The sequence below is a fragment of the Candidatus Eremiobacteraceae bacterium genome, from assembly GCA_035314825.1.
GTDB lineage: Bacteria > Vulcanimicrobiota > Vulcanimicrobiia > Eremiobacterales > Eremiobacteraceae > JAFAHD01.
In genome coordinates this window covers 48,569-62,658 of the sequence record DATFYX010000069.1, presented here as the reverse complement: position 1 = coordinate 62,658, position 14,090 = coordinate 48,569, and the positions used below count along the sequence as shown (strand labels likewise).

Annotated in this window: 17 protein-coding genes and 2 tRNA genes; 14 read left to right on the top strand and 5 right to left on the bottom strand. The window is 65.3% G+C overall.

Annotation, left to right across the window (positions count from 1 at the left end):
• Positions 1-192 precede the first annotated feature (192 nt).
• Positions 193-825: a hypothetical protein gene (locus VKF82_09525; GenBank protein HME82302.1), complete on the top strand. Its 633-nt coding sequence runs from the start codon at positions 193-195 to the stop codon at positions 823-825.
• On the opposite strand, the gene VKF82_09520 is transcribed toward VKF82_09525, so the two are convergent.
• From VKF82_09520 to VKF82_09505, 4 genes are all read right to left on the bottom strand, one after another.
• Positions 822-1,082 (bottom strand): hypothetical protein, encoded by a 261-nt coding sequence (locus VKF82_09520; protein ID HME82301.1) that lies wholly within the window; start codon positions 1,080-1,082, stop codon positions 822-824. The two genes, VKF82_09525 and VKF82_09520, sit on opposite strands and share 4 nt — an antisense overlap.
• A gap of 137 nt (positions 1,083-1,219) precedes the next feature.
• Positions 1,220-1,645, bottom strand: a complete 426-nt coding sequence (locus VKF82_09515; GenBank protein ID HME82300.1) for an SRPBCC domain-containing protein — start codon at positions 1,643-1,645, stop codon at positions 1,220-1,222.
• A gap of 7 nt (positions 1,646-1,652) precedes the next feature.
• Positions 1,653-2,054 (bottom strand): vitamin K epoxide reductase family protein, encoded by a 402-nt coding sequence (locus VKF82_09510; protein HME82299.1) that lies wholly within the window; start codon positions 2,052-2,054, stop codon positions 1,653-1,655.
• Positions 2,051-2,887: a 2,3,4,5-tetrahydropyridine-2,6-dicarboxylate N-succinyltransferase gene (locus VKF82_09505; GenBank protein HME82298.1), complete on the bottom strand. Its 837-nt coding sequence runs from the start codon at positions 2,885-2,887 to the stop codon at positions 2,051-2,053. Before VKF82_09505 ends, VKF82_09510 begins: the two co-directional genes overlap by 4 nt.
• A 90-nt stretch (positions 2,888-2,977) precedes the next feature.
• Here VKF82_09505 and VKF82_09500 point away from each other — a divergent pair.
• From VKF82_09500 to VKF82_09485, 4 genes are all read left to right on the top strand, one after another.
• Positions 2,978-3,053: transfer RNA gene (locus VKF82_09500), tRNA-Gln, on the top strand.
• Positions 3,054-3,090: 37 nt separating this feature from the next.
• Positions 3,091-3,166: transfer RNA gene (locus VKF82_09495), tRNA-Glu, on the top strand.
• 29 nt (positions 3,167-3,195) lie between these two features.
• The gene (locus VKF82_09490; GenBank protein ID HME82297.1) at positions 3,196-3,771 is read left to right on the top strand and encodes a hypothetical protein; all 576 of its coding nucleotides are present in this window, start codon (positions 3,196-3,198) and stop codon (positions 3,769-3,771) included.
• Positions 3,772-3,923: 152 nt separating this feature from the next.
• A complete protein-coding gene (locus VKF82_09485) occupies positions 3,924-4,409 on the top strand; it encodes a DNA-3-methyladenine glycosylase I (GenBank protein ID HME82296.1) in 486 nt (161 codons plus the stop codon).
• Between the two features lie 4 nt (positions 4,410-4,413).
• Here VKF82_09485 and VKF82_09480 read toward each other — a convergent pair whose 3' ends face one another.
• Entirely contained in the window at positions 4,414-4,797 is a 384-nt protein-coding gene (locus tag VKF82_09480) for a DUF1801 domain-containing protein (GenBank protein ID HME82295.1), read from the bottom strand.
• 165 nt (positions 4,798-4,962) lie between these two features.
• Between VKF82_09480 and VKF82_09475 the strand changes: the two genes are divergently transcribed.
• From VKF82_09475 to VKF82_09435, 9 genes are read left to right on the top strand one after another with little or no spacing between them, the layout of a single operon-like run.
• A complete protein-coding gene (locus tag VKF82_09475; GenBank protein ID HME82294.1) occupies positions 4,963-5,139 on the top strand; it encodes a hypothetical protein in 177 nt (58 codons plus the stop codon).
• A 54-nt stretch (positions 5,140-5,193) separates the two neighbouring features.
• The gene (locus VKF82_09470; GenBank protein ID HME82293.1) at positions 5,194-6,240 is read left to right on the top strand and encodes an NDP-sugar synthase; all 1,047 of its coding nucleotides are present in this window, start codon (positions 5,194-5,196) and stop codon (positions 6,238-6,240) included.
• Positions 6,240-8,393: a UvrD-helicase domain-containing protein gene (locus tag VKF82_09465; GenBank protein ID HME82292.1), complete on the top strand. Its 2,154-nt coding sequence runs from the start codon at positions 6,240-6,242 to the stop codon at positions 8,391-8,393. Before VKF82_09470 ends, VKF82_09465 begins: the two co-directional genes overlap by 1 nt.
• 45 nt (positions 8,394-8,438) lie before the next feature.
• Positions 8,439-9,188, top strand: coding sequence for a 4-hydroxy-tetrahydrodipicolinate reductase (gene dapB, locus VKF82_09460; protein HME82291.1), 750 nt, complete (start codon positions 8,439-8,441; stop codon positions 9,186-9,188).
• Positions 9,185-10,201 (top strand): aspartate-semialdehyde dehydrogenase, encoded by a 1,017-nt coding sequence (locus VKF82_09455; GenBank protein ID HME82290.1) that lies wholly within the window; start codon positions 9,185-9,187, stop codon positions 10,199-10,201. The genes dapB and VKF82_09455 overlap by 4 nt, the downstream gene beginning before the upstream one ends.
• Complete coding sequence (locus tag VKF82_09450) at positions 10,198-11,400, top strand: aspartate kinase (GenBank protein HME82289.1); 1,203 nt, start codon at positions 10,198-10,200, stop codon at positions 11,398-11,400. The genes VKF82_09455 and VKF82_09450 overlap by 4 nt, the downstream gene beginning before the upstream one ends.
• Positions 11,401-11,409: 9 nt before the next feature.
• Positions 11,410-12,306, top strand: a complete 897-nt coding sequence (gene dapA, locus VKF82_09445) for a 4-hydroxy-tetrahydrodipicolinate synthase (protein ID HME82288.1) — start codon at positions 11,410-11,412, stop codon at positions 12,304-12,306.
• Positions 12,303-13,082: a WecB/TagA/CpsF family glycosyltransferase gene (locus tag VKF82_09440; GenBank protein HME82287.1), complete on the top strand. Its 780-nt coding sequence runs from the start codon at positions 12,303-12,305 to the stop codon at positions 13,080-13,082. Before dapA ends, VKF82_09440 begins: the two co-directional genes overlap by 4 nt.
• A gap of 10 nt (positions 13,083-13,092) precedes the next feature.
• Complete coding sequence (locus VKF82_09435) at positions 13,093-14,079, top strand: NDP-sugar synthase (GenBank protein ID HME82286.1); 987 nt, start codon at positions 13,093-13,095, stop codon at positions 14,077-14,079.
• Positions 14,080-14,090: the final 11 nt, after the last annotated feature.

The following is a 14,090-nucleotide window of genomic DNA, read 5'->3' as shown; positions in this document are numbered from 1 at the left end:
GACGAGGCACAGACGGCTCTTGCGATCGAGCAGGTCCGCGCGCGTCTGTTGCGCCAGCGCCGCCGATGGTTGCAGCGGCCTGGGGATCCCCGTCATGCCGCGCTCGTCGCCCAACTCAGGCGGCTGCAGAATCCGCAACTCGCCGCGTATCGCTGCGAGGGGATCACTATCTTATCGGAGCCGTTCAACGGCGTGACGCGCGCGGTGGAACCGGCGCCGCGCGGGCGCGCCCGAGCGCTGGTCGCAGCGATGATGGGCGAAAAGCCGCCGGCGGCGTTATTCGACGCGCTTGCGTGTTATGGCGAGGCCGCCCTTTCGGCGGCGGCGGCGGCCGGCGTCAGCATCGCGACGGTTCCCGAGGGTCAAGCGTTTGCGAGCTTCTCGTCGTCGGTCGCCCGCTGCGCGCCGTCGATCGATCAATGGCCGTCGCCGCCTTCCGGCTTGTTCGTGGTTGAGGAGAAGCGCATCCTACTGCGGGAGCGCTCGTTGCGCATGACGGGCGCGCATGAATTCGCGCATGCGATCGATGCGCTGCTGGCGCGCAAGAAGCGGTCGTACTTCTCATACGAGAGCGAAGAACTGCGATACTATTTCGCGACCGCCACCGGATACGTCAACGAATACGCCGCGAGCAGCCTTGATGAGTATTTCGCGGAAAGCATGCGTGCCTACGTGGAAGTCAACGACGAGCGCTGCGCGTGGCTGCCTCTGACACGTCAGGACCTGTACTTGCGTGACCCCAGGATGTTTGCACTCATCGAGCGTCTCTTCAGGAGCAAATTCGGTGAAACGGAGCGGCGGGTCGTCTCGCGAGCTGGCGCCTAAGCTGGAAGCGGCCGCACGTCCGGTTCGACCCAGCTCGCTCGCGCGTGCTCGGAGAAGAGTTGAGCCCGCGAATAGAATCGCAGCGGAAGGTCCTTGTCGAGCAGGCGGTTGTCCAGATCGATGAGCTCGTCGAAAGCGGCGTCGGGATGGTCCGCGACGTGCGCCGCGACCAGTCTGACCCACAGCGCCGTCAATGTGAAATGGAACTTTGGCGCGTGCCCGTGGTGCGCTGCAAACCGGCGGATCGTTTCGATCATCGCCGGTTCGGCATCTTGGGCGCCGCGACGCCGTACATAGAGAAAAGCTGCGCGAAGGTGGTCTCGGTGGTGAAAGGCGTGATTGGGGACCGCCCCCGTTTCGAGCGCGCGGAGAAAAGCATCGTCCGCCCCATCCATCATCGGTTGCTCCGTGCTTGCTCTCTTTTGAAATAGCTGGCAAGCGGTTTCCAGTAGCTCGTATGCCAGCCGCTCGTGAATCCCTTGGCAAGCGACGCGGGTTTTGCCGGGACGCCGGAGTGCACCATCGTCAGTTCCGTCTTCTTGCCCTTGGATTTCAGACGAAGGTCGAGGATCGATTCGTCGGCGCCGCGCGGCCACGATCGCGATTTCCAAGTCTGCACGATCCGCTTGCCGGGGTCTAGCAGCAAGAAGCGTCCGCTGACATAGCCGTTCCAAGCAGTCATCTTGCCGCCGGGCTTCGGGATCGAGGACGCTTTGGCGCCGGTGAATGATGCGTGGCGCTTGGCATTGACATAGGCGTCGTACACATCGCGCGCGGGCGCGTTTATTCGCACTGTTTGCTCGATCGTGGTCGTCTTCACGTTTACCTCACTGCGGCGTTTGACGATAAGCGAGTAATAGCACGAGCAGCATCCAATTCACGGCGTGTCCGGTCCAACAGAACGGACACGGCATGCGCGTGATGAAAAGCAGGCTGTACGCCAGATAAGCGGATAGTGCCGCCGCCAGGAGCGCCGCCACTAGGGCCGCGTCGTACACGAGCGGCGTGTTCAAGAACCAAGCGGCGATAAGCAAGAGCGCGTAGTACGCGATACCGAACGACGAGTTGGCCACGCCGCCGAACACGCGGGCGCGAGGTTGCTGCACGACGCTCGGCTCCGCGACCTCGCCGCGCGCATAGCGATTGGCCTTTCCTTGCATGTAGACAGCGCCATACAGGCCGATGAGGCACAGCGCATCGATGCAGACCGAGAACGCGATTCCGGTCAAACGCCGACGTTGAAATCGCGCAGCGCCGCGTTGAGCGAGGTCTTCTTGTCAGTCGATTCGCTGCGCTCGCCGATGATCAACGCGCACGGCGTGCCGAAGAGGCCGCCGGGGAAAGTCTTAGATTGCATTCCTGGGATCACGACCGCGCGCGTGGGGACTTCACCTTTGTAGACCTTTGCCGGCTGCTGCATGACGTCGATGATAGGCGTCGATCCCGTGAGCACCGTGCCGGCGCCGAGGACGGCCTCCTTGCCGACGTATACGCCTTCGACGACGACGCAGCGCGAACCGATGAACGCGCCGTCATCGATGATGACGGGCCGCGCCGTCGGCGGTTCAAGCACGCCGCCGATGCCGACGCCGCCCGAGAGATGCACGTTGGTGCCGATCTGCGCGCAGCTGCCCACGGTCGCCCACGTATCGACCATCGTGCCCTCGCCGACGTACGCGCCGATATTGATGAACGACGGCATCAGTACGGTATTGGCCGCGAGGTATGCGCCGAAGCGCACAGCGGCCGGCGGCACGATGCGGATGCTGGTGCGATTCTCCCACATCGACTTGAGCGGGATCTTATCGTAAAAACGCATCGGTCCGGCTTCGCTCGGTTCGGCGTTGTGCATGGCGAAATACAGTTCGATCGCCTGCTTGACCCAATCGTTGACCACCCACTGCCCATCGACGGGTTCGGCCGCGCGCAACCAACCGTTGTCGAGCGCGCCTACGGTACGTTCAACCGCCTTGCGCACCGGTGCGGTGGTGAGGAGCTGTCGATCGTCGTACGCGGCATGGATCGTCATCGAGAGCTGTTCTCGGTCGAGCTGGACCTGCATGAGGTGAGACGTTAGAGGAGCGGCGCTTCGGGGCCTCGTCCCGCGCTCGTTGACACCCTCGCGGAGCCCATAGTATAATTTGTAGTCCGTTCCCGGGTGGTGTAACTGGTAACACGCCTGACTCTGAATCAGGAGACTCGAGGTTCGAAACCTTGCCCGGGAGCCACTCCTTCCACCGGTTGATCTGCATTCGACCGGTTCTCGGCCCCATCGTCTAGAGGCCTAGGACGCCGCCCTCTCAAGGCGGAGACAGGGATTCGAATTCCCTTGGGGCTACCACTTATAGAATCCGTCTTACACCGTATGCGATGAGCCCAGAACAGATAAGTGCGATTGCCGCTGTCGGCACCTTTGTCGTGATTGCGGCTACCGCGTTTGCCGCCATCGCGCAGCTGCGTCACTTGCGGAGCAGCAATCAGATCAGCGCGATCACCGGGGTCCAGGAAGTCATCGAGTCGGCCGAATTCCGCGCCGCGAGGCGCTTCATTCAAAATGAGTTTCCTCGTCTCATGAAGGAACCGCAGTTTCTCCCCCGGATCGAGCAAAGGGTCTTGGATGATGACCTTGCGAGTCTCAATCTTGTGGGTAACATATTTGAGAATTTGGGAGCATTTTGCAAGTACGGCATAATCGACAAGGAAATCGTGTGCGACCTCTTTTCGGGCCCGATTCTCTCGAGTTGGAACGTGATGATGCCCGTCATCGCGATCAGGCGTCGGAGCCTAAACGCGCCGGCTCTATTGGAGAACTTTGAGTATCTCGCGATGCTATGCGAGGATTTCGAGACGCGTCACCCAGATGGTGCTTATCTGCGAGGGGCGCGACGCATGCGCGTCGAGGAGCCAAGGGCGGTCGAGCCCGTCGAGCGGAAAGGGCAGGAATAGGCGAGCAGCGATCGGCTACGCCCGGCCGAGAGAAAACACTCACAACGCGAGGCGGGGTGGATTCTCCGGAAACGCCCTATCCAAAAAGCCGCCGAGCCCTCTCAAGGCGCAGACAGGGATTCGAATTCCCTTGGGGCTACCATCGATCAACGGTGCCGAAAATAGGACACGAGCGAATCGCCAAGCCTGCGCTCGCAGATTACCTCGCGGTGATGAGCCGCGCGGTGTTCCAGGCGGGGCTCAGCTGGGCGGCGATCGACAGACAGTGGGAACCGTTGCGCAAGGCGTTCGATAATTTCGATCCGCGTAAGGTATCGAGGTATCGCGCAAAGGATATCGCTCGCATCATGGCCACGCCCGGCATCCTTCATAGCGAGCGGAAGATCCAGGCGACGATTGCGAACGCCGCGACCATGCTCGATCTGGACAAAGAGCATCGCGGATTTCGCAACTACCTGGGTTCCCACAAGACGTACGAAGGATTGACGGCCGACCTAAGGCGCCGATTTTCGTACGTCGGCGATATCAGCGCTTATTATTTCCTGTATCGCGTGAATCACAAAGTGCCGGTCTTCGCGCGTTGGATCAAGACCGTCGAGGGCGATCATCCACGCATTCGAGAGATGGTTTCCCGGTAACGCTCTAACCGCGTTTCTTTCCGCGCTCGTTCTCTGCCACTCGCGCCTTCACCAATTTCTTGATGAGCGTCGCAGATAACGGTTTGTCCAGCGGGAAGCGGATGGTCCCTTTCGACGAGTCGTGATTCTTGAGCTCGCTCTTGAACTTTCGGATCACCACCATGCTCATCGGGAAGAAGCTGCAGTGGTTCGAGAACGCGGCGAACGCCACGAGGCCGCCCTTGTATCTGAACGTCGGGATCTTATAGCTGAGGGTCTCCGTCGCATCAGCCGGCGCGGCTGATCGGATGGCCGCACGCACCTTGCGTAACGTGCTGCGCCCAGGCTCCGGAACGCCCGCAATGTACTTGTCCACGTCCTTACCGTCGGCAGGTTTGGCCTTTTTCATGGGCACCTCACCGCGGGCGTTCCCTTCAAGGCTGTGAACCCCTGGGGCGTTTCTTAGGTACGGCCGGCGGCCCAACTTCCGTACTCCCCCTGAAGCCCGGCACCCGTGGCAACCACTATGCTTTGGGCAGACACTCTTGCTGCTCGCTCGTAGGGGGTACCACAAATGCGTCTCTCAATCAATAAAGCCATCGATGCCGCCGCCGCCGTTCTGCTGATCGCCGTGCTGTTCGCGCCCTTGGCCGGCCAGCTCCGACCAGCGCAACCTCACCGGACCCACGTGACCGCCATGCATGCGCCGGCGATCGCCGCGTTGCACAACGGGGCGCACGTGAAGCAGTAGACCCGCGCCGCAAAGGCAAAACAAGCCTACTGACACGTCCGTTTCGGGGGGATATTGCAAGCAGTCATTCTCGTCGGCGGCGAAGGTACGCGGCTGCGGCCGCTCACCTACGCCCTGCCCAAACCGATGGCCCCATTGCTCGGGCGCCCGTTCATCGGTTGGATCATCGAGCGCCTGCGCCAGGCGGGCGTGGAGCACGTCGTCTTGTCGTGCTGCTATCTCCCCGAAGCGATCGAAGCGCATTTCGGCGATGGCCGCTCGCACGGCGTCACGCTGCATTACGTCCACGAAGAAGAGCCGCTGGGCACCGCCGGCGCGATCAGAAACGCGATCGCACACATCGACGGCACGATCTTCGTCTGCAACGGCGACATCCTCGCGGGCGTCGACCTGCGCACGCTGCTGGCCGCACACCGCAAGAACGATGCTGTCGCCACCATCCACACGCGGCCGGTGGACGATCCGAGCCAATTCGGCGTCGTCGAGACGGATGCTGACGGCCGCGCGCAGCGTTTCGTCGAGAAGCCGGCACCCGGAGAGACGTCGGCGCACGACATCAATGCCGGAACCTACGTGCTCGAGCCCGAGGCGGTGGAGGCGATACCGTCGGGGCGTCCGGTCTCGATCGAGCGCGAGACGTTTCCACTGCTGATCGACTCGACGCACCGCGTGTTCGCCGTCGCGACGCAAGACTATTGGATCGACGTCGGCCGGCCGGACACCTATCGGCAGGCACATCGCGACATTCTTTCGGGCAAGTACTCGCGGCCGTTGGGCGTCGAGCTGTCACCGGGCGTCTGGTCGGCCGACGGTGCAGCACTGCCTCGCGACGTGAAAGTGCACGGGCCGGTCTACATCGGCGCGGGCGCGCGCATCGGCGCGGGTGCTACGCTCGAGCCATACGCCGTCATCTACGACGCGTGCTTCATCGGACCGCGCGCGACCATCGGCGATGCGATCCTGTGGCCGGGCTGCAGCGTCGGCGAGCACGGCGTCGTTCGCGGCGCGATCCTCGGACTTGACGTGGCGGTCGAACCAAAAGCCGCCGTGCCCGCAGGCTCAGTGCTTGGGCGCGGCGAGCGCGTCACCGCCGCGCGCTGATGGATCCGCTCGAGCAGCTCAACGACGAGCAGCGCGCTGCCGCGTCGCACACCGACGGAGCGGTCCTCATCTTCGCAGGCGCGGGCAGCGGCAAGACGCGCGTGCTCACGCATCGCATCGCGTATCTGCTCGCCGGCGGCAAGGTCCCGGCGCATCGCATCCTCGCGGTGACGTTCACGAACAAAGCGGCCGGCGAGCTGCGCACGCGTTTGCAGCAGCTGGTCGGCGAGGCGGCGCACGGCCTGTGGGTCGGCACGTTCCATTCGATCGGCGTGCGCATGCTGCGGCGCAGCGGCGACATCGTCGGCGTCGCGCCGAACTTCGTCATCTACGACGAAGCCGACCAGCGCACGCTGCTCAAAGAGATATTGCGCGATCTGAACATCGACGAGCGTAACTATCACCCCGGCGCCGTGCTGCGCCACATCAGCCGAGCCAAGGAACGCCTGCAGGATCCGCTTGCGTACGCCGACAGCGCGGATGGCCAGCTCTCGCCGGTCGTCGCATCGCTCTACAGCGAATACCAGCGCCGCCTCAGCCAGGCGAACGCGCTCGACTTCGACGACCTCATCATGCGCACGATCGCGCTGCTCGAACGCCCAGTGGAAGGCAAGGCGTGGCGCGAGCGTTTCGAATACGTGCTCGTCGACGAATATCAAGACGTCAACGAGGCGCAGTACCGCATGGTGCGCGGGCTTTCCCAAGGCAGCGGCAACATCTGCGTCGTCGGCGACGACGATCAATCGATCTACGCGTTCCGCGGCGCCGACCATCGCATCATCTTGCGCTTCGAGCGCGACTTCCATAACGCCGCCACCTATCGCCTCGAGCGCAACTACCGCTCCACATCGCCCGTGTTGTCCGCCGCAAACGCGCTGGTCTCGCACAACACGCAGCGCCATCGCAAGAACCTGTGGACCAATCGCGAGGGCGGCAAGCCCGTTCGCGTCTACGCGGCGACGACCGAGCGCGACGAGGCGCGCTTCGTCGTCGACACGATCCATCAAGGCGTCAACGACGAGGGCCGCAGCCTGAGCGATCACGTCGTGCTCTATCGCACGAACGCGCAGTCGCGCGCCTTCGAGGAAGCGTTGCTCGTGGCCGGCATGCCGTATCGCGTGGTCGGCGGCGTCGGGTTCTACGCGCGCGCCGAGATCAAGGACGCGCTTGCCTATTTGCGCTACGTCACCAATCGCGACGACGGGATCAGCCTGCGCCGCATCATCAACGCGCCGCGCCGCGGCATCGGCCAAGCGACGCTCAACGCGATCGGCGACGAGGGCGCGCGCCGCGGGCTCTCGTTCGCGCGGGCGATGCTCGACCCCGATGTGATCGCCGGCGTCGCGCCCAAGAAGGCGAGGGATCTGGCGGCTTTCTTCCGAGACATCGACGCGTTTGCGGTCATCGCCGCCGATCAAGGTCCGTCGGCCGCGCTGGTCTCGGTGCTCGAAGACACCGGCTACGTCAAAGAGCTGCGCGACGAAGATACGGTCGAGTCGCGCTCGCGCGTCGAGAATCTCGAAGAGCTGATCGGCGTCGCGCGCGAGTATGAAGAGCGCGAAGGCCCCGACGTCGCCGGCTTCCTCGCCAATATCTCGCTGGTCTCCGACCTCGACGCGATGGACAAGGGCGGATCTGCCGTCACCCTCATGACGCTGCACATGGCCAAGGGTCTCGAATTCCCCGTCGTGTTCCTGGCGGGCCTCGAAGAGGGCGTGTTCCCGCATAACCGCGCGCTGATCGATCCTCATGAGATAGAAGAAGAGCGACGGCTATGCTACGTGGGCGTGACGCGTGCTATCGACGAGCTGTACTTGAGCCACGCGAAGCGGCGCACGACCTTCGGCAGCGCCTATCTGCATCCGCCTTCGCGCTTCCTCAACGAGATGACCGGGCTCGAGTTCTTGAACGCACCGCCGCTGTCGCCGGTCGGTTCGGGCGGCACGTGGGAAGAGCTGGCGACGCCGGCGCCGATCGCGCGCGAGGTCGAGCTGGTCGTCGGCGATGCGGTGACGCATCCGAAATTCGGCTCGGGCACGGTGTTGGAGGTGCGCGGCGCGGGTGGCGATGCGTTCGTCACCGTCGACTTCGGCGCTGTCGGACGCAAGAGCATCATGCTCAACTACGCGAAGCTCGAGAAAGTCGCGAACTGACCGGCACAAGGGCCGGCTTGTCCCGCTCTTGAAACGTCGAGTGAGATGATACGGGCTGGTGTGGCCGGCGCGAACGGCAAGATGGGCACGCTGACGTCGACCGCACTCGGCACCGCTGAGGGGATCGAATACGTCGGCGGCCTGGTGCGAAAAGGGACCGCCTTTCCCGGCCAGTTCGACGATATCGACGCGTTCGTCGAGCGCGCTCACCCCGATGTGCTGGTGGATTTCTCGCTCTTCCCGGATTCCAAACGCATCGTGCTCGACGCGCTCGAACGCGGTGTGCGGGTCGTGATCGGAACGTCGGGCTACGGCGAAGACGACTTGGCCGAGGTGCGCTCGGCGGTCGAACGCACCGGTATCGGCGCGATCTTCGCCCCCAACTGCGCGCTCGGCGCAGTGCTGATGATGAAATTCGCGACGCTCGCGGCGCCGCATTTCGACGCGGTCGAGATCGTCGAGACGCACGAAAGCGGAAAGAAGGACGCGCCATCCGGCACCGCGATGGCGACGGCGCGTCGCCTCGCGAGCACCGGCGCGTTCGCACGCGCCGAGACCAAAGTCGTCAAAGCCGCCGGCGCGCGCGGCGCCGATGTCGGCGGCATCGGCGTGCACAGCCTGCGCCTGCCGGGCATGGTCGCGCAGCAAGAAGTGCTCCTAGGCGGTCACGGCGAGATATTGAGCATCCGCCACCACTCGCTGTCGCGCCAGTCGTTCATGCCGGGCGTGCTGCTCGCGGTGCGCGCGGCTGAGAAGCTCGACCGTTTCGTCGACGGATTGGAAAGCCTCGTATGATCAGCCCCAGCCGCCGCCGGCTCAACGTCGCGATCGTCGGCGCCGCCGGCCTGGTGGGCGAGACCGTGGCGCGCATTCTTGAAGAGCGTGAATTCCCGATCGGATCGCTGCGCGCATTCGGCACGACTCGCAGCGCCGGGACCCGTCTAAGCGTCGCTGGCTGCGAGGCGCAGGTCGAATCGCTTGACGACGCGCGCGAGCCGTTCGCGGGCATCGACGTCGCGTTTTTCTCAGCGGGCGACACCGTCAGCCGGCGCTTCGCGCGCGAAGCGGTGGACGCGGGTGCGCTGGTCGTCGATAAGTCGGGCGTGTATCGCTTGGATCCGCTGACGCCGCTCGTCGTGCCCGAAGCGAACGCCGGGGCCATCGGCGCCCATCGCCTCATCGCCAATCCGAACTGTTCGACTATTCCGCTGGCGGTGGCGCTGGCGCCGATCCAGCGCGAATTCGGCCTGGCGTGGGTCAGCGTCTCGACCTATCAGAGCGTCTCCGGCGCGGGCAAAGACGCACTGGCTGAATTCGAAGCCCAAACGCGCGGCGACGAGGCGGTGAAGTTCTTGCCGCGCCGCATCGCCGGCAACGTGATTCCGGAGAACGGCCCATGGGACGAATCCGGATACGGCGAGGAAGAACGTAAGATCGCGGCCGAGCTGAAGAAGGTTCTCGGGCGGCCGGATCTGCCGGTCTCGGCGACCTCCGTTCGCGTGCCGGTCGCGGTCGGCCACAGCGAAGCGGTCTCGTTCATGACCGCCCGACCGGCGACGCGCGATCAGCTCGCTGCGCTGCTGCGCACCGCCCCGAGCGTCCGCTTTTACGACGGCACCGCATACGCGACGCCGCTCGACGTCGCAGGCGCGGGCGACGAGGTGCACGTCGGCCGCCTGCGCGCCGATACTGCGCACGCCGGCGCGTTCATGCTCTGGCTCGCGTGCGACAACCTCCGCAAAGGCGCGGCCACGAACGCGGTGCAGATCGTCGAACATGCGCTGCGCGCCGCCCAGGTGCCCGCATGAAGAACACCGCAGCCGAGATCGTCGTCATGAAGTTCGGCGGATCGTCGCTCGCGACGGACGAGCTGCGCCGCACCGCAGTGCAACGCGTCAAAGAGGAGATCGCCGCCGGCAAACATCCGGTCATCATCGTGTCGGCGATCGGCCGCCGGCCCGATCCATATTCGACTGACACGCTGCTCGGGTTGGCTCCGGGCCGGGTCGGCGCCAACCGCGATCTGCTCGCGTCGAGCGGCGAAGCCATCAGCGCGGCCATCTTCGCCAGCCTGCTCGAGGAACAAGGCGTGCCCGCGCGCGCGATGACCGGCGGGCAGGCCGGTATCCACACGGACAAACGCCACGGCGATGCGCGCATCGTGCGCACCGATCCGCTTCCCGTTCGCGCGCGGCTCGGCGCGGGTCACGTGCCGGTCATCGCCGGCTTCCAAGGCATCTCACCTGATGGGGCGATCACCACACTGGGCCGAGGCGGCAGCGACCTCACCGCCGTCGCCTTGGCCACCGCGCTCGGCAACGTGCGCTGCGAGATCTTCACCGACGTCGACGGCGTGATGACGGCCGACCCGAAGCGCGTGGCGAAAGCGCACACGGTCGGCGAGCTGACGTTCGAAGAGGCTGACGAGCTCGCCGCGAACGGCGCATCGGTCATGCACGATCGCGCGGCTCAGATGGCGCGTGAAGAGAAGACCTCCTACTCGGTGCGCGGACTGCGCTCGGGCGCCGGCACCGACATCGAGGCCGACCGGACGATCGAGCCCGGTAAGCCGGTCAGCGGCATCGCGACCATCACCGGCTACGCGTTCTTGCACGCGGTGCCCGAGGCTGCCGCCATGCCCGGCGGCTGGGAACTGGATGCCCTGCGCGTGCTCAAGGACGAGCGCATCAGCATCGACTGCGTCAACGTCAATCGCGCCGGTTTCTTCTTCTGCGTGCCGGGCGACGATTTGCACAACGCCCGCGTCTGTCTAGAGAAGCTGCCGCTCAGCTTGCGCTTCACGCGCGACTGCGCGAAGATCTCGATCGTCGGCGCCGGCATGCGCGGTACGCCCGGCGTGATGTATCAGGTCGTGCGGGCGCTGATGGACGCCGGCGTGCCCATCATCCACTCGACCGACTCCAACATCACCATCTCGATCCTGGTGCCGGGGGCGCAGGCAGCCGCCGCCGAAACCGCACTGCACCGGCACTTCGAACTAGGATAGGCGGATCTCATGGCACGTTTCGGACCGGTCGTCACCGCGATGATCACACCCATGCGCGACGATGGCTCCGTCGACTACCCTGAAGCGCGCCGTCTCGCAAGCTGGTTATGCGAACGCGGCAGCACCGGACTCGTGCTCGCGGGCACGACAGGCGAGTCGCCGACGCTGCGCGACGATGAGAAGGTCAAGCTGTTCCGCGAGATCGTCGCCGAGATCGGCGGACGCGCCAAGGTCATCGCCAACACCGGCGGCAACGACACGCACCACTCGATCGAGCTGAGCAAGCAGGCACAGGCCTGTGGCGTCGACGCGCTCCTCGTGGTGGGGCCCTACTATAATAAGCCGCCTCAGGCCGGCCTTATCGGACATTTCAGCGCGATCGCCGACGCGGTCGAGATCCCGATCGTGATCTACAACATCCCCGGCCGCACGGCGGTCAACATCCTGCCGGAGACGATCGCCACGCTGAGCGATCATCCGCGCATCGCGGGCGTCAAAGAGTCGAGCGGCGATCTCATGCAGATCGGCGAGCTCATCACCAAAGTCGCCAAAGACTTCGACGTCTACTCGGGTGACGACCACCTGACCCTGCCGATCATGGCGATCGGCGGCTGTGGCGTGGTCAGCGTCGCCAGCCATGTCGCGGGAGATGAGATCCGCGCCATGTGCGACGCCTATGCGGACGGTGATGTCTTGCAGGCGGCACAGCTTCATCAGGCGGTGCTGCCGCTCATCAAGGCGCTGTTCGCAGTGACCAGCCCCATCCCGGTGAAGGCGGCGATGCAGCGCTTCGGGTTCGCTACCGGCGCGTGCCGCCCGCCGCTGTGCGCGTTGACCCCCGAGCAGGAGCGCGCGCTCGATCGCGCGCTTGCGCCGTGGCGCGACCGGGTCCACTCGACCGTATGACCGCACCCGCGCTCGAACGCGCGGGGCTGCAGATCCTCGGATGCCGCGTGGACCGCGTCGATGCCGCGGGAGCCGCAGCGCGCATCGCGGATCTTATCGAACAACGCAAAGCCGCGCACGTCGTGACGCTGGGCGCCGAAATGGCAAATCTCGCATACGACGACGCGAGTTACCGCGACGTGATCAACGCCGCCGATCTCGTCGTCCCCGACACCGTGGGCATCGTGGCCGCTTCCCGATTGCTCGGAGCACCGTTGCCCGAACGCGTGGCCGGCATCGACCTGCTCGAGCGCCTGTGCGCCGACGCCGCAGTGAAAGGCCGTCCGGTGTATCTGCTCGGCGGCGCCGACGGCGTCGCAGCGGATGCGGGCCGTGCCCTGCGCCAGCGCTACCCCGGTCTTCGCATCGCGGGCGTCGAGCACGGCTATTTCGCCGATAGCGATGCGTCCGCAATCGCGCAGCGCATCCACTCATCGGGCGCGCGCTTAGTGCTCGTCGGTCTTGGCTTTCCGCGCCAAGAGCGCTTCATCCATGAGAATCTGGAGCACGTCGGGCCGGCGGTGTGCGTCGGCGTCGGCGGCTCGTTCGACGTGATCGCCGGACGCCTGCCCAGAGCGCCGCGCCTGATCCGCGCCGCGGGTCTCGAATGGCTCTATCGTCTGGCGCGGGAGCCGCGCCGGTTCCGCCGCCAGCTCGCGCTGCCGCTCTTCGCGGTGCGTGCGCTGCGCCAGTCTTTGCGCGCGCGGGTAGGCGCTTCGAGCGCCCGGGTCAAATAGCGGGCCGCATATGCGCGGTATGATACTGGCGGGCGGCCTTTCAACGCGGCTGTATCCTCTCACGCTGAAATTGCCCAAGCCGCTCGTGCCGGTGCTCGATCGGCCGGTGGTCGCGCACGTGCTCGATTACCTGCGCCGTTTCGACGTCGACGATATCTCGATCAACGTGCATTATTTCTCCGACGCGGTGCGCCAGTTCGTCGGCGACGGATCGGCCTGGAAAGCGAACGTCACGTATCTCCACGAGACCGAGCTCATGGGCAGCGCAGGGGCGGTCAAGCAGCTCGCCGCGCGCTTCACGGAGACGTTTGCGGTCATCGGCTGCGACGATGTGACCACGCTCGACCTGCGCGCTGCTATCGACTTCCATCGCGCGCATGACGCGATGGCCACGATCGTGCTGGCGCGCGCGGCCGACGTCAGCCACTACGGCGTGGTCGTGACCGACGCGGATGGCCGGATCCGCAGCTTTCAAGAAAAGCCGGCTCCCGGCACCGAGTTGAGCAAGCTCGTCAACACCGGAGTCTACATCTTCGAACCCGGCGTGCTCGAACACATCCCGGCGAACACGTTCTACGATTTCGGCAAGCAGGTGTTCCCGCATCTGCTGCGCTCGCAAGAGCGCTTCTTCGGGATGGTGCAAGACGCGTATTGGTGCGACGTCGGCACGCCCACGGAATACCGGCGCGTCCACCGCGACGCGCTCGAAGGCCGCGTGCGGCTCACGCCGGGCGAGGGCGCGGTCGTTCGCGACGGCGTGCTGCTCGGCCGCGATGCGCGCGTTGATCCAAGCGCCACGATCGTCGCCCCATCGTGCATCGGTCACGGCGCGGCCATTGAGGCGGGCGCCACCGTCGAGCGCTCGATCATCTGGAGCGGCGCCAAGGTCGGAGCCGGCGCGCGCGTGCGCGACGCGGTGATCGGCAATGGCGTCACCATCGACCCTGGCGCGGTGATCGAAGGCGGCGAGCACGCCGCCGCGACGCTCACGCGCTGACGCTGGTAGGC